Consider the following 21,944-nt stretch of genomic DNA (forward strand, 5'->3'; position numbering starts at 1 on the left):
GAGCCAGGATCAAACTCTCCGAAGAAATGTTTGAATAGCTCATTTGCACATGGATGTGCTGGCATCGACGTTGTCACAGGACGTGACGAACTTAGTCGATGATTCATCCTTATAGTCTGTGCTGACAAAATAATTAACGTTGGCGCTTTGTTTTGTTCAGTTTTCAAAGAGCAATTTCTTTTGTCGTTTCCAACAGAAGCGACTTTATTAATATATCACAGCATAAATTAGTTGTCAACTTCTACGAAGTTTCCAATTTAATTCAAGTCACTATGTTTCCCGGTGACTTTTTTAAGTATACTCCTTTTCAAAAAAGAAGTCAATTAGTTTTTTTAAAACTATAACCATCGCTGTTTTGCATTATTTCATTTTGCCGCATCAACTTAAGCGACTTATCTATCATAATAGCTGTCTTGAAGTATGTCAACAATTTATTCGGATCATTTTTTTACCCCGTAGGAAGATTCAACAAAGTGAAAAAGGATGTATAATGAAAGTCTGTTCCAGTTTCAATAAAACACATAAAAGATCAACACTATGTCCAGCGTTAAAACAAATGTAGGAACAAAAAAACGACCCTTGAAAAAGGCCGTCAACACAGTGAGTTACATTTAGTTACTGATACAAGAAAGATAAGTTTTCTTTAGTAAAAAAGGTCCCATACGGCATCTAAAGATATTTCTCCGGGACCGGTCAACATGATTCCTAAAGCAACCGATATCAGTACGACATTATACTCGATGCCGCCCTTATCGGAAAACCAGCCATTTTTCCCATGAACAGTAATAATCGCCACAATCATCGGTATTATGATTAAAAGTGATGCCAAAGGTGTGAGAAATCCAAGTAAAAACAAAATCCCACCAACGAATTCGCCTAAACCAGCCAAAAGGGCCATCGGTTTGCCCGGCTTTATCCCGATTTGCTCAAAGAAGCTGCCTGTGCCTTCAGGGCCGCCTCCCCCAAACCATCCAAATGCTTTTTGGGCGCCATGGGCAGCAAAGTACAACCCGACAATAAACCGGATTATTAAAAATCCAACATCTTCCATAAAAATCTCTCCTAATGACAAATAAATACTTATTAATTTTCCCCTAAAACGGCAGCCTCTATTCAAGAAGCGTAGCCGATTTACTTTCCCTTTGCATGCAGTACATTGTTCCTCATTTTTCTGCCTTGCAGCAAATAATAAAGCCCAATCGATAAGAAGACAATCAGGGAGCTTACCAAATAAACGGTGCCATACCCTATATAAGCAGCTAATATCCCCAACAAGAAAGAACCGGCCGCAACCCCTAAATCAAATAATACGAAATAGGTGGCCATTGCAAGGCCTCTCCTATTTGGAGCAGCGGATTGGATCGCTATAGATTGGAAAGAAGACATTAGCGTTCCAAACCCGACCCCTATAATCCCCCCGGCCACTAGAAACATCAAACTGGATGATGCCTGGCTCAGCAACAATATCCCTAATCCAAAAAGAAATATGGAAGGATAGACGACAACATTTGCCCCATACTGGTCAAACCATTTTCCGGTAAAAGGACGGGAGAGAAGAAGACAAACTGCATATACCACAAAAAAGAAACTGGCTGCCTCCTGATAATTCAGCTCCCGCGCATAGATGGAAATAAACGATAGGACAGCCGAATATACAATGGATAACGCAAAACCGGTGATGGCAATCGGCATTGCTGATTTCTCAAACAAATCGTTAAACCGGAAACCTGCCGTTGCCCGCCTGCCCATTTTCTCTTCCGGCAGTGTAAGTGTAATGCAACAGACTAATGCGAGGACAGCAAAAAGGATGGACAAGATAAACAATAGATAATAATTGCCGCCATGGGTGACCGATAGGCCTAAAAACGGGCCTATGACCATCGCGAGATTCATGAACGTCGAATAATAGCCCATCCCCTCGCCGCGCCGTTCATCAGGTATAACATTCGCTATTATTCCCCCCGTTGCTGTTGTGGCAATCCCAAAACCAATGCCATGAAAAAAACGCAGAATTAACAGCAGTAAAACAGACTTAGTGCCTATGTACAAAAGGGAGGCTGCCAAGAAAACCGAGGCGCCGACCAACAAAATCTTTTTCTGGCCTGCCGATTCCAGCCATTGTCCTGCAAACGGACGAAAAATGATGGCTGAAAGAACAAATATAGCCGTATTTAGACCAATAGCATTTCCATTCCCGTTCAGCTCATCCGAAATATAAATCGGAAGGGTAACCATTAGCATATAAAATACAAGAAAAATAAAAAAACTGGCGAGTGACACGCTTAAGAAATTTTTCGTCCATAATTTTGGCTTTGCCATTTTATCTCTTCTTTCTTTTTACCTGATTAGAATTGCAACTTACCCATTTTACCATAAGTCAACTATTTTTCTCACTTATCAAGCCAAATAGCAAGGCTTTATCCTGCAAACAGGAAAAAGCCTTGGCAATTTTAAAATCAGGTAAAAGCTTTCAACCTATACTTATCTTAAAAAGGATATTCACGGTATACTTTTTGCACAGATACCCATTTCGTTGTTGTAAATTCTTCTACCAGCCATGGATTACCATACCGGCCTACACCAGATGCTTTATTTCCCCCGAATGGAATATCAGGCTGTGCATTTACCGATTGGTCATTCACGTGAGTGCTTCCACTATCAATTTGAAGGGCATAGCGTTCCGCTTTTTCTAAGTCTTTGCTGAAAATGGTCGAAGTCAATCCATACTCTGTTTCTGATGCCATTTTTATAGCTTCATCATCACTATCGGCTGTGATAATCATGGCGATTGGCGAAAACAGTTCAGTTTGTGCCAATTCAGAATCATTCTGTACGCCCACAAAAACATATGGTGTCAAAACATTTCCTTCCCTTTTTCCTTCAAGTGCAAGTTTCACTCCGGCTTTCTTAGCTTCCTCAATAACAGCCTGAGCTTTTTGAAGCTGGCGTTCGTTAATCAACGGCCCAACAACAGTGTCTGGATTTTTGGGATCTCCATAAGGAAGTGCTTTCGCACGTTCTACGAATTTATTTGTAAATTCTTCTGCCAGATTTTTGTGTACGATTATACGGTTAACAATCATGCAGATTTGTCCCTGGTGGACGAATTTCCCAAAGATGGCGGCATCCACGGCCCTTTCTACATCTGCATCGGATAAAACCACAAATGGATTATTGCCCCCAAGCTCCAAGGCTACCTTTTTCAGGTTTCTTCCGGCAATCTCCCCTACATGCCTTCCAACACCAGTGGATCCGGTAAAGGAAATAAATCTTGGAATCGGATGCTCAAGAAGATAGTCCCCGGTTCCATCCGTTTTTGGGTCTGTCAATAAAAGGTTCAAAACACCGGCAGGAAGGCCTGCCTCTTCGAATGCTCTCGTTAAAATGACCCCTCCTGTTATCCCAGTTGCCACATCAGGCTTATGAACAACAGCATTTCCAAGGGCAATGGCCGGTGCAATCGTTCTGATCGACAAATTCATCGGAAAATTAAAAGGAGAAATGGATGTAATGACTCCAAGAGGCACACGGTAAATATGGTTCACCTTACCCTCGGTGTAAGCCGGGATATCTTTGACCAAGTTTACTTCGTCAGCCATTTTTATGGATTCTTCCAGCTCTTCATAGGTTATTTGCAGGGCAATATTTGCCGCAAGGATCGTTCCGCCCGTTTCGGAAGTATAGATATCAATGATTTCATCCTGATGATTTTTTAGATAGTCCATAACCTTCCTTAAAACTTGTATTCTTTCTTCAGGGCTTGTTTTCGCCCAGTTTTTTTGTGCAGCTTCCGCAGATGACATTGCTTTGTCGATATCCGCGGTTGTGACTGTCTTAACTGAATATAGTTTGGAATTATCGAATGGGTTTAAAACATCAATGAAGTTTTGTCCGTTCCCTTCCACCCATTCCCCGTTTATATATTGTTTAGCAAAGTTTTTGAAATTCTCCACAGAAATTACCCCTTTTCTTGAAATTGAATACGAAAAATACCTCCGTTGCCGATACCTTTATTTCATAATGTTGCTATAGCAACTATTTTGCACCAATACCTCTTCATCTCCTCTTTATTCCGATAAAATTAGCATAATTCGGTGCTCTACCATCAAGCAGTTCCATTTTTCCAGCTGCTTGATGTGTCCTATCTTACTCCCGGAAATAAACACTTTCAAGTAAATTGCTTATCATCATGCTAAATGACGGATTGTTTCTGAGTCGGGCACCTTTCTTTTTCACACGGGAAGCATTTCTCATTCTACATTCCGGCGCATTTTCCCAAGAATTCCTCTAACTACATATAACTCATCCTCGGTTATCCCCTGGCAAACAATCCGGTTAAATTCTTCTGTTATCGGTACGACCTGTTTCCCTAGTTCCTGTCCTTTATCTGTGAGGTACACCCTTAATGATCGGCGGTCACTTTGGCTAATGTCCCTTCTGATGAATCCTTTCTTTTCTAAATTAAACAACATCCGGGCGATATTCGTTTTATCTTTATCAAGCTTTTCAGCAATTTCATTTTGGCTGAGTCCATCTTGTTCCCATAAGAGCAGCATGATCAAATTTTGTTCAGGGGCAATGTTCAGCGCGTCCAATTTACTCTTAATATGGCCTGTCAGGGCCAAATCCGTTTGGTGAATGATGATACTTATGTAGTCATTAAACTTCATTGTTTTTCACCTGCGACTTCCTTTGGTTTGCTTTCGCTTAATCTAATGGTAATACTCGCGCTTCTCTATTCCTATCTGACCCTGCCATCCTATTTACATAGAAACATTCTGATTAAGGCTTTCGTCCTTGAACTTAAAATACGGAAAAAGAATGCCCGCTATAGACACCGTACAAATGAACATGCCAATCAGTATAATAACGGCCTTACTCCCCATGCTTCCTCAACAACCCGCCTGTTAAAACACCAAGAGGCATCGATCCCTAATGATAAATAAACGGACAGAAAGAACCTTCCCCATTAAGTCATCTGGAACCATTTTCGAAGTATTAAATTTTCCATGGAAAAAAACATCCAAAGTTGAGCGGTTTTTCCTATAATCCATTATGCTGCAGCAAGTCAAATCGATTGCCATACAAGTCCTCAAAAACGACCTCAATCCCCCAGGGCACTTCTTTAGGTTCCCCGTAAAATTGGACTCCCTTTGATTTCATATTCTGATAATCACGCCGGCAATCATTTGTTTCAATTACCAAAAATACATGATCCGCGGCCTGGCTCCCCACCCGTTCCGCTTTTTCATCTGTATCTGCCTGGACGAATACGATTGCGGTGGCGCTATCTTTTGAAGGAGCTACTGAAACCCATCTCATACCATTTCCAAAATTATTGTCGGACAGTAACGCAAAACCAAGGTTTTCTGTGTAATACTTGATTGCTTCGTCATAGTCCCGGACTAAGATTGTGATATGTCCAATTTTTTTCGCCATAAGATAAATTCCCTTCTATATGAAAAATAAATCGAGCACTGTGAATTGCTCTAGGTGTTTTCAATTTGATAGTTGTTCTTAAAAGAATTCTTCAAGTCGACGGAGAAACCTTCAAAGAGACAATTATCTTCACATAATTTCTCGTTTGTTTTGAGCAGCTCCATCCGGTTCGAAATACTCAACCGCCATTTAATAAGGGCCGACAACCCGATATGCGTTTACACCCGTTTTTGATAACTGTTTAATTTATTGAGCCGGTGATTCCCCGTGGTTAGGGGAGAACTTTAAAGGCTACATCCCGTGCCGCTGCTAATAAGATTTACGCTTATTTTCTCAGTCTCTCTCATTATGTTAAGTGAGGCTGAGCATACCTTAAATGCCATCTTTTATCTTATCATTAATTCTTACACTGCAAAAATATGGCCCCCGAGTTTCAGAGTGTTATCATAGGCTTTCGCCGTGCCAGATAGCCTTTGCCCACATACCTTATTAGGGACTTATCAAGACTTTAAAATGAAAGAGGAGCGTTGACCCATATGAATCCTTATATGTTTCACCCTGGATTTGCCCCGCATCAAAATGGCCACATTATTCCGGAGGATGATTACATCCCTTATATCCCGGAAGGAAATCCATTTAATTCCTATCGACAGTCACAACAACAATTTAATCCGTATCTACAATTTGATCCTTCTATACAACTTGAACAACAATTTAATCCGTATGTGCAATTTGATCCTTCTTCACAATTTGAAGAACAATTTAATCCTTATTTTCAAAACGAAGAAGAATTCAACCCATATTTACAAAACCAAGAAGAGTTCGATCCAGGCAGACAACAGCCTCAGTTTCAAGGAATAATCAGGAGGTTGAACGCCCTTGAAGCACAAAATGAAAGACAAACTCAAGAATTGACCCGACTTAGCCAAGAAATTACGAGGATCAATAGAGAAATCAATCGCATCCAACAGGAAATCAACCGCTTGAATCAAAATGATGAACGCCACACCCGCCGCCTGCAACGCTTAAACCAAAGACTGCGTGTCGTGGAAAACAGGCTCAATATACCATTTTCCCAAGCGGAAGGTGAATTTTAATTATATATAAAAGATAAGAAGCAGGAATCGTTGATTCCTGCTCCTTATGTATTAGCCCCAATATAGTAATCAAGCGCAACCCGGCACCAATTAAGGAAAAAACAGGCAATTAATCCAAACAACATCTATTCAACCGAATGGCTTTTTTACTGCAGTTGCTGCTCCTGGTAGTACTGCCCTAAAGCTACAATCGCGCTTCCCATCCGTTCGTTTTCAGGAACGACTAACCGCTCAATTCCTTCTTCCCTTAATGCCTGGGCCGTCACTTTTCCTACGGCAACTGCTACTACAGTAGTAGAGAATGCTTCCAGGATTTGTTCTTCGACACCCTTTTCCCTGGCGAAGCTCATTAAAAAACGCGCCTGCGGCGTGCTTGTGAAATTGACCGCATCAATCTCCCCATTTAGCAATTCAAAGATTAATTGCTCCATTACCTCCGCTTGTGGCGGGATATGTTTATACGGAAGGATTTCGCGATAATCACAGCCTTGTTCATCGAGGAACCCGATCAGTCTGGGGGCTGGATCTCCATGCAGTTGAAGGGCCACTCTGCTTCCTTTCAGGTCATGGGCAGAAAGCTCCCTCACCAACCCGGCAGTGCTTCCGTCATCATCCCGGACCACAGGTGTAATTCCGAGCTTTTTAAGGACATTGACAGTTTTATAACCCCTGGCCGCCACCTTCGCATTACGCAAAGCTTCGATAAATTCACGGTCCAATCCCATTTTCCCGGCGATATTATACAGGGTATCAGCACCTACACCTGTTGTAAAAATGTACCAGTTAAAATCACCTTCCACTAATGCTTTAATGTCTGACTGGATGTTGGTTTCATCAAGAAATACTGTTCCCTGTGCAGGGCGGACAAGCGGGGTGCCCCCCATGTTTTCAACAAGCCTGCTTAACTCATCATTTTTGCGCTGTCCTGCCAGTGCGATTCGTTTTCCTGCTAACTTTTTCAAATGCATCTCCCGTCCCTTCGATAGGCTGGTTACAACCATTGTACCATCTATCCCGGTTGGGATGCCTAATTATCAAAGCAGTTTCATTTTTGTTTGTCCTTCTGTTTTTAAAGGGTTCATGCTCCTGTTTCCAAATGAGTCCACTGCAAACACTTCGATCGTATAGTTTGTTCCAGGCTGTAATCCTTTGATTGAAAAAACCAATTGATCCGGAACGGGATTATTGTAGAACTCCGAAAAAGCGTCAATTTCTTTCGCTACTTTCCCTGATTTATTCTTTGCCATAATTTTATAGGAATGAACCAACAGGTTATTTTCTGCCTGTGGAACCAAAATATCTATCTCCGTATCGGTAGAATGCAGAACCATCAAGTTAGATCCTTTCGGAAATTGAGGTTTTCTTTGGTCTCTTGTTTCGGTATATTTGAATGTTCTTTTTTCCGAAGGGCGGTCAATTATCCATGGTTGCCCTACAGGATTTTTTTCACGGAAATCCCGGCGATGGATGACTACTTTTTCACCATGCACTTCCACAATCAAGCCCTGGCTGAATGTTTCAGAGCCAGGCGGCATTTCACCTTGGATGTATCCAGCCTCCACCCACATATCTTTTAAAGATGCTGTTTCTACTGAAGTAAAATCCTTTTGGTGGATGGCCCTCGGCTCATCCAAAGGATAATGGGTGTGGCCTGAAAAACTGATCACTTGGGGATATTTTTTGAACGTGTTGTACAGCAAATCCCTGTTCTCTTGAAATCCCCACTCGCTGCCATACATTGTGTTTTTCATAGGCTGGTGGTGAAAAACAAAGATTGGCTTCTTGGGATGATCATCGTTTGCCTGTTTCAATTTTTCATCGAGCCAGGCAATCTGTTGTTTCGAGTAATAGCCCTCCGTTAGGCCATTTTCGGTACCAAGGATAATGAAATGGTATCCCTTGATGATTTTGTGGTAGTAAATCGAATCCATCCCCGTTTTTTGCAAAAAACGTTTCTGGGCATCAGGTATTGATAGCCCGTTCCAATAATCGTGATTTCCAATTGCAAACAACGAAATCGCCTTCTGCTGCTTTTTCTCCTTAATAAGGGTCATGAAGCGATCGTATTCCTCCGCTAATCCGTTTTCAGTCAAATCGCCGACTACAACAAAAGCATCCTGTTTAGGAACAAGCTCATTCAATTGATGCAGGGCATTCCCGAATTTTTGCAGATCGTTCGTACCGTTTTTATGAATATGTACATCACTAATGACCGGAAAAACCAAATCCGGGTTGCCATTTGAAAGGCCGAATTTCTCTGCCAGTTTTGTCGATGCTGCCTCGACATCAAGTCCGCCTAGCGGATTTGCAAAGGATAAACCAACAGCAAGCCCGGCGATTTTAGTGCTTCCCTGTAAAAAGCTCCGTCGGTCCATTCCTTTCTTTTCCATGTTTACAGATTCTTCTATATTATGTGCCTGCTTTTCCTTCATTATCTATAATCCTCCTAAACAATCATTTCGGGTTCTAATTATAAATCGCTTTTGTTAAAGGACGATTGAGGTTTGTAAAGGAAAAATAGAATATTCCTCGCGAATGGGATTCAGTTTATAGGACTTTTTTAACTAGAGAAAAGGAAGAATGTCAGTTACTTATTTAATAACCAGGGAAACAGGAGCCAATTGGTGAGTTCCAAGAAAACATTTCATGATCGCGGGTTCCTTTGACCTATTTTTGTTCATATTTTTTTAAAAGAAACGTAACAAAGATAATTTTTTTACAGATGTTTCGGGAGATGATTCACTTCTAATGCAACCCTGATGCCGGATTCAATTGCCCCCTGTAATTTCATAGAACCTCATGTTTTGATCAAAAAGATAAAGGAGTTCTCGTATATGCTCAGGAAGGAGTGTTCTGGGAATCCTTCCAACGCCAAAAGTAATTTCATCATATCCAGTGCTCCGGGAGATAAAGACGGCCCAACCGGATTATGCCTCAAAAAATGCTCCACAGAGTCTTTATCTAACATGTTCACGGCTGTACGCCAAATCTGGCTTGGATTTTGATTTATAAAATCCAGGATTGGCTTCGTCGCAATTTTAAGCAACTCCACGGGCGTTTTTCCTTTTTCCCAATCATTGAGCGGAAATCTAAATATATCGGGATTTTTCAAAAAAGGTTTTAATCGAGTTTTGATTCCGTCTATATACACTAAATCATATGGTGTACTGTTAATGAATTCGTTAAACGGCAAATTGAAATTTCTAATGTATTCAAACGTTAATTCATGACCAGATCCTCATTGCTCCCGCTTCCAAATACTCCCCGTGATAAAAAGGCGATCTAAGTGTAAGGACTCTACCGCCCACCCTGTCGCTGCCTTCCAAAATCGTGACATGAAATGTCCTGCTTTTTTCAATAAAGAACCCGCAACCAACCCGGACATCCCTGCACCTGCAATGATGATTTTTTTTGGTGATTGGGTTTTTGGATTCCCCTCCCGGATTGCTGAAATCATTTGATCATGGGGTAAGGGTTCAACTTTGTACATGACCATCCTCCTTCAAAACAACTATTTATATGATGGTATTAAAAAGGAAATTTTGTATGTTTATGTTTAAAGGTCAAAGCCTTGTTAGAAGTATGTTTAAAATGATTAAAACCAAGGAATTCCTTTCAAGCTAATCTGTCCAGATCTATAGCTAATTTGTGCAAAATCCATGGGAATATGGTCAAAACACTTTTAATTTTATCCAAAATCACTGGGATTTATCCAAACCTCCAGCCAGCTAGTTTCATAACCCCATCGGCATTGCATCTGTCTGTTATTGAAGGATTCTTCCCACCGACTATCGAATAAGGTATGGAAGAAAAGATGTTGTTTAGGAGGGTGTGCTCGATGGAAAAAGTGCTAGTTTTTGGCGGGACCCGATTTTTCGGAAACAAATTGGTCGAACGCCTCATAAACAGCGGATGTGATGTAACGATTGCCACAAGGGGGAAAACGCAGGATTCCTTTGGCGGCAAAGTGAAGCGGGTTCAGTTGGACCGCAGTGTGGATGATTCACGTTGGGATGAAATAAGCTCAGTGCAGTGGGATGCTGTGTATGATAATATTTGCTATAACCAAAACGATGCAGAGATTGCCGTGACCAGATTGGGGAAAAATGTCGTAAAGTTTATTTTTACCTCTACGCTTTCTGTCTACGGCATTTCGGAGACAGCCCAAGTGGAAGACGATTTCTCTCCAATGCATTATACTCTTCCAGAAAAGGACAAAGAGCTTGATTACGGGGAAGGGAAAAGAGCGGCTGAAGCGTACTTCTTCCAAAAAAGCGGCTGGGATGTTTCGGCCGTGCGCTTTCCAATCGTGCTTGGGTTGGACGATTATACGAAACGTCTGCATTTTCATATTGAAAAAGTCTCAAAGGAACAAGATATTGGTTTTCCTAACATCGAAGCAAGCATGGGGTTTGTCTCTTCAGATGAGGCCGCTGACGCCCTGTTCTTTTTGAAAGACCAACCGGGTTTAGGCCCCATCAATATTTGTTCAGAGGGCCATCTAACTCTTAAGCAATTGATGAACCACATTGAGAACGCCACTAACAAAACGGCCAAAATAACTTCGGATGTAACTGAAGAGAATCACTCTCCGTTTGGAGTATCAGGATCCTGGTATATGGATCCTTCGAAGGCAAAAGCAGCCGGCTTTCATTTGCGTAAACTGGAATCGTGGCTTTTTCCGTTAATAGATCAATTGGCTGGCCAATATTCCAAGGCTCACTAATAAAGCTATGGGAGCCCTTTTGGACGGGCTCCCATAGCTTGAAGACCGAGTCTGAATCCCATTGGAAGCACTTTCATATCCGATACTAAGCCACAGGCAAAGCCCCCTCCTCCCTAATGAGCCGTTTCCGATAAACAATAGTAGATAGTTGTACACTAACCTCATATAGGACAAGCAGCGGCACAATTACCAGAATATCAGAAATCAAATCCGGGGGCGTTATCAGGATGGAGACGACCACCAAGGCAAAATAGGAAACCTTCCGTGCCTTAGCCAGCCGCGCTGGGATCAGGATTCCCAACCGTGTTAAAAACATAACCACGAGCGGCATTTCGAATAAAAAACCAAACGGCAATATGAGATTGATCATGAACCTGAAATATTTTTCCGCTGTAAACATTGTTTCGAATTGCCCGGCGGAAAGGGAAGTAAGGAAGCCTAACACGATTGGAAAAAGCACGAAATATCCAAACGAGATTCCTGCGATAAATAATAAAAACAATCCCGGGATAAAGCGGAATGTTACCTTTCTTTCTTCCGGTTTCAATGCGGGTGCCACAAACCGCCATACCTGGTATGCTGCGAGAGGTATCGTCGCGGCGATGGCACAAACAGCAGCAAGGATCATATACACCCACAAAATTTCACTGGGCCCAAGAACCGCCAATTTGCCATCGAGATCCTTAACGAGCAATCTGTAAATATCCTCCACAAATATAAAACTTACAATAAAAAACGCAACAAAGCCGGCCAGTGTTTTAATGATTCTGTTCCGGAGTTCCTCCAAATGCCCTACAACGTGTAATTCCTTGCCTTCCATTATCGTTCCTCCTTTTGTATAAAAGGTCATAATCAATAGCAACTGGTTTTTGGACCAAAAAAATCTTTGTTCGGGTTCCTATTTTAATGATCAGGCATATCTTGCATCCCGGCCAAAAACCCGATTATCGAGAATGAAGAAAATTTCGAGCATAAAATCCTTTAAATCGCTCCCAATAAATTTAAATGGCGGCCACATCGCCAACTCAGCGTTACAAAAAGAAGCAGACGAGTTTCCCCGTCCACTCTATCTTGTCAAAACACTAATTTATCCCTCTTTTTTTACAGCTGCCAACGCAGGCTTTTTCTCTTTTTCTTCTTCATGATCTGAATCGGATACTAAGCCTTTTGTAGCGCCTTTAAATTCTGATAACGTGCGACCGAAAGCCCGTCCGATTTCCGGAAGCTTCGACGGACCGAAAATGATCAGAGCAATCACCAGCATAAGAATCAGCCCTGGAATCCCAATGTTAGAAAGCACGTAAGCCAGCTCCTATCTTTTTTAATAAATTTATCATTCTTACACATCATTAATTAGTGACTTTTTCCCGCTTTTTCTGCTTCTGTTTTTCATGGGCGCGATTATGGGCGCGGGTACGGTCTTCTTCCACTTCATTTGTTTTTTGCACACCTTCCGGAACGCTGGCGGCAGAAACCTTCCGAAGCCCTGCTTGGTCCTTATCATAAACAAAGGATGCTCTTGTAGAAATATCCGCCCCCTGTTCTGTCACAAATGGAACCACACGGTAATCAGCACGCCATTGTTCCGGTGTTACACTGCAGCGTACATAGCCGCGGTAATCATTAAAGAATTTAATATGCGGGTTCTGGGTTAAAATCTTGTCTGTATCTGCACGCTTGTCTCCGCCATTACCACCTGACGTGATGGATGTGCCGACAAACTCCACACCGAATGTTTTTGAATCTGGATCGTTGAAATCAAACTTTAAGTTCGAAGCCCAGCTAGCATGGACATCTCCGGTCAATACGACCAGATTATCAATGCCCTTGGTTTTTACTGTCTCAATAAATCGTTCACGTGCGGCTGGATAGCCATCCCAGGAGTCCATGCTATATTTAGGGGCAGTAGGAGTTCCATAATTCCTCTGGGAATAGAAAATTTGCTGTGGCAGCACATTCCATATTGTATTGGAATTTGAAAGGTTTTCACTCACCCACTGCTCTTGTTCCGGTCCAAGCAGGGTCCGTTTCGGATCAAGGGACTCAGGCGTTTGAGCTGAACTTATGTCCCCGTTTGCCTGGTCATCCCGGTATTGGCGGGAATCAAGGACAAAGAAAGAGGCAAGGTTCCCATATGTGAAATTCCGGTATAAACGCATATCCGCGCCCTTCGGCAACGATGACTTCCGGAGCGGCATGTGTTCATAATAAGCCTGATAAGCAGCTGCCCGGCGTTTTACGAATGCTTCAACGGACTGGCCCTTCTCAGGAGTCATATTCGCGTAGTTATTTTCTACTTCATGGTCATCCCATGTCACGACCCATGGGAACGCAGCATGTGCCGCCTTAAGATTTACATCGGATTTGTAGAGGCCATACCTATTGCGGTAGTCTTCAAGTGTGATGATTTCCGGGCTGTTGTGAACGCGGACATTGCCGGTCGATACAATATATTCATTTGGGCCATGTTCATATATGTAATCGCCAAGGTGGAAGACAAGATCAAGGTCTTCTTTTGCCATATGTTTGTATGCTGTGTAATATCCATGTTCATATTGCTGGCAGGAAGCAAAAGCAAATTTCAGACTAGAAACACTTGAACCTGGCAATGGGAGTGTTTTCGTTCTTCCCGTCTGGCTCACTTCCCCGCCGCATTTAAAACGGTAAAAATAAACGCGGCTCGGTTTTAATCCTGTTACTTCGACATGGACACTATGTCCCAGTTCAGGCCTAGCAAGCTCTTTACCCCGCTGTACGATTTTGCGGAAATTCTCATCCTTTGCGATTTCCCATCTAACCGGAACAGCTTCAGCAGGCATACCGCCTCCATTTAACGGGTCCGGTGCAAGCCTTGTCCATAAAACAACACTATCTGAAAACGGGTCACCGGAAGCAACACCAAGTGTAAACGGATAATCACTGAATTTCGGGGCTGCATTTGCGTCAATACTTCCCACTGTTTGAGCAATCGCAAGTCCCAGCGATAGGCCGGCAAGTTTACTCGCTCCCTGGATAAAGTTCCTGCGGTCCATATTTCTGCCTAAGCTTTCCTCGCTCCATTTCTTGATCATCTCATCCATAGATCGCTCGTTATTCATTGATTTTTCCCTCCTGAATAAATCTTTGAATCGGCTTTAGTATAAATGGGCTTTTTAAAAGTAGTGTTAAGAAGTGTAAAGCGGCTTATTTGGCGATAGGCATTTCAATGCAGGACCAGAGGTTCTAAAAAATGAAGAAATTACTTTTTTTGCAATTCTGCTTGTTTTTTCCTATCAATTTCCTCATATTCCGACAGACCTTTTTCCTTCTTTTTCTTCACGATTCCTTTAATATAATCGAACAATTTTCTTGAAGCAGAGATGTTTCTTTGAAAAACGAAATTAATGCCATGGCTTAAAAGACCTGCAATGAATGGCTGATAGCTAAATAGGTTACCTTAAAAAAGGGCAGCCATATTGCCCAAATTACTTCGTCGGGAGTGATGTATCATGGCCAGAAACAAACTGTTGGTTCCAGGGGCTGGAAATGCGCTTGATCAGATGAAGCAAGAAATCGCCAATGAGTTTGGAGTTCAACTTGGTGCAGAAACAACCGCGCGAGCAAACGGTTCTGTCGGGGGAGAAATGACAAAGCGCATGATTGCTTTGGCAGAACAGCAGCTTAGAAATCAACAAGGCTTGTAATGTTATTTCTAAGTAAAAGAGACCCTTTTGGGGTCTCTTGTTTGTTTTTTAATGCTTTGTCTTTCTATTTACAATTAATTGCATGACTATCTGGCCAGGCATCACATAACAAAGCGAAATCCCCTTTATTGCAAATTAAATACATCATTAATCTGGGTTTGCAGTCTCTTGAGCTTATTTTCCTTTTTTAAGTTGGCAAGCATGCCTTCAATTACAGGTATCCTTGGTTCTTCTTTCTTTATTTCCTCTTCCAGTACCTCTATTGTTATCAATAGATCTTTTGATTTGGAATATTTCTCCTTAGCTTCTTGTATCGCAGCCAGTAAATCCCCTTTATCTATTGTTACTTTATGAAAAGGCAGTTCCATATCCATCACAATATCCTCAGTCAAAAGTGGGCTGCTTTCCGAATTTATAAATCCTTCTGCAAGCTGGTCCGTCTGTTGTAAAATGTATTTTCCCAAGTCAAACAGATCCATTTCAATCTTATCAAAAATAAGCAGTTCCAAATATGGATGCATCATTCCCTGGACAAGCATAGTGAGGTCCCAAACATAAGGTTCAATCTGAGCCCCATAAACAGCACTCAAACTTTGTTTATGAGATTGAGTAATTACGTTTCTCATCTTGTTAAGCATTTGGCCTATTGATTCATTAAAAACCCTTTCCCTGGCCTGCATAATCAGGAATTCCTTTTGGCCCAGAATAAATCTGTATTGGGTTTCAATTTGCTTGATGAAAAGTTGCCTTGGCGGTAGATCTTGTCCCTTCAAATCTTCGAATTCAGTTATGAACCCGTCATAGTAGTATTGGAAAATGGCAAGCAGCAATGCTTGCTTCGATTTATAATAAAGATAAAAGGCCCCCTTTGAAATGCCCGCTTCATTTACAATCTCCTGAACAGATGTTGCGTCATATCCTTTTTTTCCGAAAAGTTTGATCGCTGCTTCCATAATCACTTTTTCTTTTTCTTTCAAAAAGTTCACCACCAAAATAAATTGCTTACTGCGTAAATCTTAATCAATTCTATATGTAATGATTTATTATTGACTTTGACTAACCGGTCAGATATATTATTAACTATTGTGACCGATTGGTCAATAAATAGAAAAAAATACACCGGAGGATAAAAATGAATAAAATTATCAATTTCACCTTGAAGAATAAGCTGGCTGTTTGGCTTATTACCATCATCGTGGTCGTGGCGGGGTTATATTCAGGTTTAAGAATGAAACTTGAAAGTATACCTGATATTAACATTCCTATGCTTAGCATTACAACCGTTTACCCGGGCGCTACACCGGATGAAGTAAACGAGAAGGTATCAAAGCCTATTGAACAGGCGGTATCAAACTTGAACCTTGTCAAGGTTGTTAGCACCACTTCTTATCAAAATGCCTCTTCCGTCCAGATTGAATATAAATATGAAAAAGACATGGATGAAGCAAAAAATGAAGTGGAGGAAGCCCTTTCCAACCTTGATTTACCTGAAAATGTCCAGGATTCAGACATTCAAAAAATCAATATTAATGCCTTCCCAATCTTGGCTCTCAGTGTAGCAAATGATAAAGAATCATCAGCAGCGCTCACAAAGACTGTTGAAGATGAAATCGCACCTGCTTTGGAAGGAATTGAGGGAGTCTCAAACGTTCAAATCTCTGGACAGCAAATCGAAGAAGTCCAGTTAATCTTTAATGAGAAAAAAATGAAGGACCAGGGACTAAGTGAAGAGACCGTTAAAGGAATCATTCAAGGTTCCGATGTAACTGTTCCTCTTGGTTTGTTCACTTTTAAAGATACTGAAAAATCAGTTCAAATCGATGGCAATGTGACAACGATTAAAGACCTGAAGAACCTGGAAATTCCGGTCATACCTTCTGCAGGAGCCCCAAATGCACAAGCACCTGCCGCAGGAACTGGAAGCCAGGCACCTGTCGGAAATCCTGGTATGCAAAGTCAAGGTCAATCAGGGCAAACGCAATCTGCTGGTCAGGGTGAAGCACAGGCTGGAGCACCTGCACAAGGCCAGACACAGACTGGAGCACCTGCACAGGACCAGGCACAGGCTGGAGCACCAGCACAGGGCCAGGCACAGGCTGGAGCACCAGCACAGGGCCAGGCACCTGCGAATATTCAAATTCCAACAATTAAATTAAGTGAAATTGCAAGCATTAAAGAAGTCGGCAAAGCAGAATCAGTATCCAGAACAAACGGAAAAGAATCAATCGGGCTTTCCGTAGTAAAAGCTTCGGATGCTAATACTGTTGATGTGGCTGAAAGAGTAAATGAAGCAGTTAAAGATTTTGAAAAGGATATTGATGGATTGGAAGTAGTTACTTCCTTCGACCAGGCGACACCCATCAAAGATTCAGTTAACACAATGCTTAGTAAAGCGGTAATTGGTGCAGTTTTTGCCATGATCATTATCCTGTTATTCCTGAGGGATATTAAGTCGACTCTTATTTCCGTTATATCAATCCCGCTATCTTTGTTAATAGCGATTCTTTTGTTAAACCAGATGGACATTACCTTAAACATGATGACACTGGGGGCCATGACTGTAGCTATCGGCCGTGTTATTGACGACTCGATCGTTGTCATCGAAAATATTTACCGGCGGATGACATTGAAAGATGAAACATTAAAAGGCGGAGACTTAATCCGTGAAGCGACTAAGGAAATGTTTATTCCAATCCTGTCTTCTACCGTTGTTACGGTTGCTGTGTTCTTGCCGCTGGGCCTTGTAGGCGGTATGGTCGGTGAATTGTTCATGCCTTTTGCGTTGACAATTGTTTTCGCATTAGCTGCGTCACTGCTTGTGGCTATCACAATCGTTCCAATGCTGGCCCACTCCATGTTTAAAAAAGGTGTTAACCTGAAAAGCCATGAAAAAGGCCCTGGGAGACTGGCGCTCGGCTATAAGCGTATTCTAAACTGGACGCTAAATCATAAAATCATTACTTCCGGAATAGCGGTGCTAATGTTGGTTGGAAGCTTAGCGCTTATCCCGGTCATCGGAGTAAGCTTCCTTCCTGAAGAAGAACAGAAAATGATGATTGCGACATTTAGTCCTGAACCAGGCGTTACCGAAGAACAGGCTGATGGTGTTGTATCAAAAGCAGAAAAATTCTATTTAGACCGTGAAAACGTAAAAACTGTCCAGCTCTCACTTGGAGCAGAGAACCCAATGATGCCTGGTGATACAAACAGTGCAATGTTCTTTGTTGAATATGATAGCGATACAGAAAACTTTGAAAAAGAAAAAGAAAATGTAATAAAAGAACTGCAGTCTTTCACAGATAACGGAGAATGGAAATCCCAAGACTTTAGCCAAAGCGGAGCCAGCAATCAAATTCAAGTGCAGGTTTTCGGTGAAAACATGAAAGATATTGAACCGGTGGCTAAAGATCTGGAGGATATTTTAAAGGATAATAAAAACCTGACCAAGGTTGATTCCAGTATTGCTGAGAGCTACGATGAATACACATTTGTCGCTGACCAGGAAAAACTTAGCCACCTAGGGTTGACAGCAGGCCAAGTTGCAATGGCTCTCGCACCTGAAAGAGAACGCCCAGTTCTGACAACAGTCGAAAAAGACGGAGAAGACTTGAATGTTTATGTCCAAGTCGAGAAAGAATCAATTGATTCAGTAAATGATTTAACAAATGAAACCGTCCAGTCACCTCTTGGCTCTTCCATCAAAATTAAAGATGTAGTAGATGTCAAGGAAGGTACCACGTCTGATACTGTTACCAGACGTGACGGCAAAATATTCGTTTCTGTAAGCGGCGAGCTCAAAACAGATGATGTAGCAAAAATTTCTGCTGATCTGCAGAAAAAGATTGATAAAATGGATACTCCATCTGGCGTAGATGTCAGCATGGGCGGTGTCACGGAAGATATTCAAGAGTCCTTTACACAGCTTGGGCTGGCCATGTTAGCTGCAATTGCAATTGTGTATCTCGTACTCGTAATTACATTTGGAGGAGGCCTTGCTCCATTTGCGATCTTGTTCTCCCTTCCGTTTACAGTAATCGGAGCACTGTTAGGATTATTGATTTCCGGCGAGACATTAAGCTTATCGGCAATGATCGGAGCATTGATGCTTATCGGAATTGTAGTTACCAACGCTATCGTATTGATTGACCGTGTCATTCACAAAGAAAATGAAGGCCTGAGTACGCGCGAAGCCTTGCTTGACGCTGGTGTAACCCGCCTTCGTCCAATCCTTATGACAGCAATCGCAACCATTGGAGCATTAATTCCGTTAGCTTTAGGTTTGGAAGGAAGCGGGATCATCTCCAAAGGGCTTGGCGTTACAGTTATCGGAGGATTGGCGAGCTCAACCCTTCTTACATTGGTAATGGTACCGATTGTATATGAAGCTGTAGGCAAACTAAGAAGAAAATCCAGAAAATAAGCCAAAGAATCATAACAGTGATGCGTTAAAGCAGTGGGGGTCTGTCCCCCGATGCAGTGAAGCATTAAAGCAAAAACCCGAGGAGCAGGACTGAAATATGAGTCCCCTTTTCGGGTTTTTATTTGTCCCTAAAATATAAATCACGACACTGAGTCATATCTGTTCATCCTTGAAGACTGGTATATAAATACAGGTGCCGGTCTTCCATTCATTGATTGTTATTAAATTTATCTCTTTGAATATCGTTTTTCGGAACCAGTCTCCGAATCATTCGCAGTTTGCGAAAAAGGCTCCGAAGGGTTCGGAAGTATATTCTGAAAGTTGTGAGGGTCTGTCCCCCGGCACAGTAACGCGTTAAACCAGTGGGGGACTGACCCCCTATACGGTAATGTGATAAAGTATGAAGTTTTATTGAAAAGTTAAAATAATGTTAGGACTTGTCTCATATCCTTTAGAAGGATTGTTTTGGAAGGGAGTGAGACAAGATTAATTCGTTTTTCAAGGGAACCATTTTGCTGGTGGTCGTGGCTTTTTTTAGTGAGTGTGTGGAGTTGTTTGTGAATATGATACTTGCCAGGGAGCTGGGTGAAGAAGGCATGGGGCGTTACATGTCCATTTTGCCAATCATCTTTCTGGTCTTTATTATTGCAAGCCTAGAGCTGCCTATATCTATTTCCAAGTTTGTTGCAGAGAATAAACAGGAGCTTCATTATCATTTGCTGAAGCATGCCTTAAGATTGGCTACATCCGTGATGCTGATTATTTTCATACCAACATTTATCGTACTATCTTTTCCTGCCATTCTAAGTGGATTTCATCCATATGTTAAATGGTTAATGCTTGTGATAATACCGATTTCTGCCTTTTCATCGATTGCCAAAGGATACTTTATGGGCGTTCAACAGATGGGAAAAATCGCATTTTCCAATTTTCTTAGAAAAATCATTCAATTTGGATGCCTAATAGCAATTTTTCATTATTTCCAATTTGACCGGGACACTTCGCTGCTTATTGCACTCAGTGCGCTAACAGCGAGTGAATTCGTTGTATTTGTCTATTTAATCAGCATGTTTATCATTCAAATGCAAACCATGAAACGGAATTCGAATGCCATGATGACGCGGCATTATGCACACGAAAAGCTGCTTGCCGTCTCACTGCCGACCACCGGACTGCGTATTTTCAATGCGATCACAAATGCCATTCAGCCTTTTTTAATCCAGTCTGCCCTCATCGCAGCTGGGTTTGGAGCTGTTGCAGCGACTGAGCATTTTGGCATGTTAACGGGCGTGGCAATGTCAATCGGCTTTTTCCCTGCATTTATCGCCCATTCACTGATGGTCATGTTAATTCCGAACGTCTCGGATGCTTATGCAAATAAAAATTATGAACAATTGAGACATCTGTTGCAACAATCGATGTCATTTACATTAATTTATGGAATTCCGTCTGTTTTGGTCATTTATATTTTTGCAGAACCATTAACTGCCACCTTTTTTTCTTCAACGGGTGCAGCGTTCTATTTGAAATTATTATGGCCGTATTTCCTGTTCCATTTCTTTGTGATCCCTATGCAAGCCTATTTAATCGGCTTAGGATTAGTCAAAGACACGTTTATACATTCGGTGTGGGCCCATGTCGTGTCGTTTGTAATGATGTATATTCTTGGCTCCCAGTCACATTTAAATATGGCGGGTATTATAATGGGCATGAACATGGGAATCGTGTTACTCACGTTGATGCATTATTTTACAATTTGCAAAAAAATCGGGATAACCGTTTGGCTGACCAAACCAAGGCAGAATGTTTATTAATGCTCAAGATTAATGACATTTCCAACTGAAACTGGCCCTTGCTTCTTTACCTTTGTTTCCCATATATTATAGGAAGTATCTAAACAGCAGGGTGATGAATTTGAAAAAGGCCGTTAAAGTGGTAGCAGCTGTCATTGAAAATGAGCAAAATGAAATACTATGTGCATTAAGATCTCCTAGCATGACGATGCCAAATATGTGGGAATTTCCGGGCGGAAAAGTGGAAAAAGATGAAGATATCTTTTCAGCCTTGAGAAGGGAAATCGATGAAGAGTTGGGTTGTAAGGTCATTACGAATGAATTATTTAACGAACATATCCATGAATATGAAACCTTCATTATTACCTTATTGGCAATCAAGTGCAAAATTGCCGACGGAACACCAGCAGCAAGGGAACATTCCACACTAATCTGGCTACAGAGGGAAAATCTAAACTCGTTAAAATGGGCTCCTGCTGATATCCCGGCTGTTGAAAAGTTGATGGATGAAATAACTGGCACTTGAATGACAGGTGCCAGTTTATTTTAGTTATGGTCTGGTGAATAGCGGGAAATACAGATATACGAATACATCAGCCCTCTGATACAATTTAGTTTCCGTCGCCTCAAATAATTTCCGGTATTTTTCTCCAGTAGTATAGTAATCCCTCACCCCCCCCCTTTAGAAAATCACTAGTAATTTTTCTTCAACATAATTAGCTTCAGAAGATCTTATTTTGATACCCTCCATTTCAAGCCAATATTTAGTGAGAAAAATAGAGACCT

At 41.6% G+C, this 21,944-nt stretch carries 19 protein-coding genes; 6 read left to right on the plus strand and 13 right to left on the minus strand.

Going from position 1 to position 21,944, the window contains the following annotated elements:
* Positions 1–643: 643 nt before the first annotated feature.
* The 5 genes from D0466_RS21465 to D0466_RS21485 all read right to left on the minus strand — a co-directional run bounded on the left by D0466_RS21465 (position 644) and on the right by D0466_RS21485 (position 5,439).
* Positions 644–1,051: a DoxX family protein gene (locus D0466_RS21465; RefSeq protein WP_117324541.1), complete on the minus strand. Its 408-nt coding sequence runs from the start codon at positions 1,049–1,051 to the stop codon at positions 644–646.
* An 80-nt stretch (positions 1,052–1,131) separates the two neighbouring features.
* The gene (locus D0466_RS21470) at positions 1,132–2,319 is read right to left on the minus strand and encodes an MFS transporter (protein ID WP_117324542.1); all 1,188 of its coding nucleotides are present in this window, start codon (positions 2,317–2,319) and stop codon (positions 1,132–1,134) included.
* A 167-nt stretch (positions 2,320–2,486) separates the two neighbouring features.
* Positions 2,487–3,953 carry an aldehyde dehydrogenase family protein gene (locus D0466_RS21475; protein WP_117324543.1) on the minus strand — a complete coding sequence of 489 codons (1,467 nt, stop codon included), beginning with the start codon at positions 3,951–3,953 and terminating at the stop codon, positions 2,487–2,489.
* Positions 3,954–4,250: 297 nt separating this feature from the next.
* Complete coding sequence (locus D0466_RS21480; protein WP_117324544.1) at positions 4,251–4,670, minus strand: MarR family winged helix-turn-helix transcriptional regulator; 420 nt, start codon at positions 4,668–4,670, stop codon at positions 4,251–4,253.
* A gap of 373 nt (positions 4,671–5,043) precedes the next feature.
* Positions 5,044–5,439 (minus strand): VOC family protein, encoded by a 396-nt coding sequence (locus tag D0466_RS21485; RefSeq protein ID WP_117324545.1) that lies wholly within the window; start codon positions 5,437–5,439, stop codon positions 5,044–5,046.
* Positions 5,440–6,134: 695 nt separating this feature from the next.
* On the opposite strand from D0466_RS21485, the gene D0466_RS21490 reads away from it, so the two are divergent.
* Positions 6,135–6,536 (plus strand): hypothetical protein, encoded by a 402-nt coding sequence (locus D0466_RS21490; RefSeq protein ID WP_407675663.1) that lies wholly within the window; start codon positions 6,135–6,137, stop codon positions 6,534–6,536.
* Positions 6,537–6,682: 146 nt separating this feature from the next.
* Here D0466_RS21490 and D0466_RS21495 read toward each other — a convergent pair whose 3' ends face one another.
* The 4 genes from D0466_RS21495 to D0466_RS23225 all read right to left on the minus strand — a co-directional run bounded on the left by D0466_RS21495 (position 6,683) and on the right by D0466_RS23225 (position 9,844).
* Entirely contained in the window at positions 6,683–7,498 is an 816-nt protein-coding gene (locus tag D0466_RS21495; RefSeq protein ID WP_117324603.1) for a uroporphyrinogen-III synthase, read from the minus strand.
* Between the two features lie 72 nt (positions 7,499–7,570).
* The gene (locus tag D0466_RS21500; protein ID WP_117324546.1) at positions 7,571–8,968 is read right to left on the minus strand and encodes a metallophosphoesterase; all 1,398 of its coding nucleotides are present in this window, start codon (positions 8,966–8,968) and stop codon (positions 7,571–7,573) included.
* A 365-nt stretch (positions 8,969–9,333) separates the two neighbouring features.
* Positions 9,334–9,588, minus strand: a complete 255-nt coding sequence (locus tag D0466_RS23220) for a hypothetical protein (RefSeq protein WP_233522789.1) — start codon at positions 9,586–9,588, stop codon at positions 9,334–9,336.
* A 172-nt stretch (positions 9,589–9,760) separates the two neighbouring features.
* On the minus strand, positions 9,761–9,844 hold the full coding sequence (locus tag D0466_RS23225) for a hypothetical protein (protein ID WP_233522798.1): 84 nt from the start codon (positions 9,842–9,844) through the stop codon (positions 9,761–9,763).
* Between the two features lie 530 nt (positions 9,845–10,374).
* Here D0466_RS23225 and D0466_RS21510 point away from each other — a divergent pair.
* The gene (locus D0466_RS21510) at positions 10,375–11,262 is read left to right on the plus strand and encodes an NAD-dependent epimerase/dehydratase family protein (RefSeq protein ID WP_117324547.1); all 888 of its coding nucleotides are present in this window, start codon (positions 10,375–10,377) and stop codon (positions 11,260–11,262) included.
* An 85-nt stretch (positions 11,263–11,347) separates the two neighbouring features.
* Here the strand turns inward: D0466_RS21510 and tatC are convergent, their stop codons facing one another.
* From tatC to D0466_RS21525, 3 genes are all read right to left on the minus strand, one after another.
* On the minus strand, positions 11,348–12,082 hold the full coding sequence (tatC, locus tag D0466_RS21515; RefSeq protein ID WP_117324548.1) for a twin-arginine translocase subunit TatC: 735 nt from the start codon (positions 12,080–12,082) through the stop codon (positions 11,348–11,350).
* 267 nt (positions 12,083–12,349) lie between these two features.
* The gene (locus D0466_RS21520; RefSeq protein ID WP_117324549.1) at positions 12,350–12,562 is read right to left on the minus strand and encodes a twin-arginine translocase TatA/TatE family subunit; all 213 of its coding nucleotides are present in this window, start codon (positions 12,560–12,562) and stop codon (positions 12,350–12,352) included.
* 49 nt (positions 12,563–12,611) lie between these two features.
* A complete protein-coding gene (locus D0466_RS21525; RefSeq protein WP_117324550.1) occupies positions 12,612–14,360 on the minus strand; it encodes an alkaline phosphatase D family protein in 1,749 nt (582 codons plus the stop codon).
* A 390-nt stretch (positions 14,361–14,750) separates the two neighbouring features.
* Between D0466_RS21525 and D0466_RS21530 the strand changes: the two genes are divergently transcribed.
* Positions 14,751–14,945, plus strand: a complete 195-nt coding sequence (locus D0466_RS21530) for an alpha/beta-type small acid-soluble spore protein (RefSeq protein ID WP_117324551.1) — start codon at positions 14,751–14,753, stop codon at positions 14,943–14,945.
* A 125-nt stretch (positions 14,946–15,070) separates the two neighbouring features.
* Here D0466_RS21530 and D0466_RS21535 read toward each other — a convergent pair whose 3' ends face one another.
* Positions 15,071–15,922 carry a TetR/AcrR family transcriptional regulator gene (locus D0466_RS21535; protein WP_117324552.1) on the minus strand — a complete coding sequence of 284 codons (852 nt, stop codon included), beginning with the start codon at positions 15,920–15,922 and terminating at the stop codon, positions 15,071–15,073.
* Between the two features lie 155 nt (positions 15,923–16,077).
* Between D0466_RS21535 and D0466_RS21540 the strand changes: the two genes are divergently transcribed.
* The 3 genes from D0466_RS21540 (at position 16,078) to D0466_RS21550 (ending at position 21,684) form a co-directional block, all read left to right on the plus strand.
* A complete protein-coding gene (locus D0466_RS21540; RefSeq protein WP_117324553.1) occupies positions 16,078–19,365 on the plus strand; it encodes an efflux RND transporter permease subunit in 3,288 nt (1,095 codons plus the stop codon).
* Positions 19,366–19,850: 485 nt separating this feature from the next.
* On the plus strand, positions 19,851–21,179 hold the full coding sequence (locus D0466_RS21545; RefSeq protein WP_117324554.1) for a polysaccharide biosynthesis protein: 1,329 nt from the start codon (positions 19,851–19,853) through the stop codon (positions 21,177–21,179).
* A 100-nt stretch (positions 21,180–21,279) separates the two neighbouring features.
* The gene (locus D0466_RS21550; RefSeq protein WP_117324555.1) at positions 21,280–21,684 is read left to right on the plus strand and encodes a (deoxy)nucleoside triphosphate pyrophosphohydrolase; all 405 of its coding nucleotides are present in this window, start codon (positions 21,280–21,282) and stop codon (positions 21,682–21,684) included.
* The last annotated feature ends 260 nt before the right edge of the window (positions 21,685–21,944 follow it).

The organism is Peribacillus glennii (genome assembly GCF_003429105.1).
In the GTDB taxonomy this organism is placed as follows: Bacteria; Bacillota; Bacilli; order Bacillales; family DSM-1321; genus Peribacillus; species Peribacillus glennii.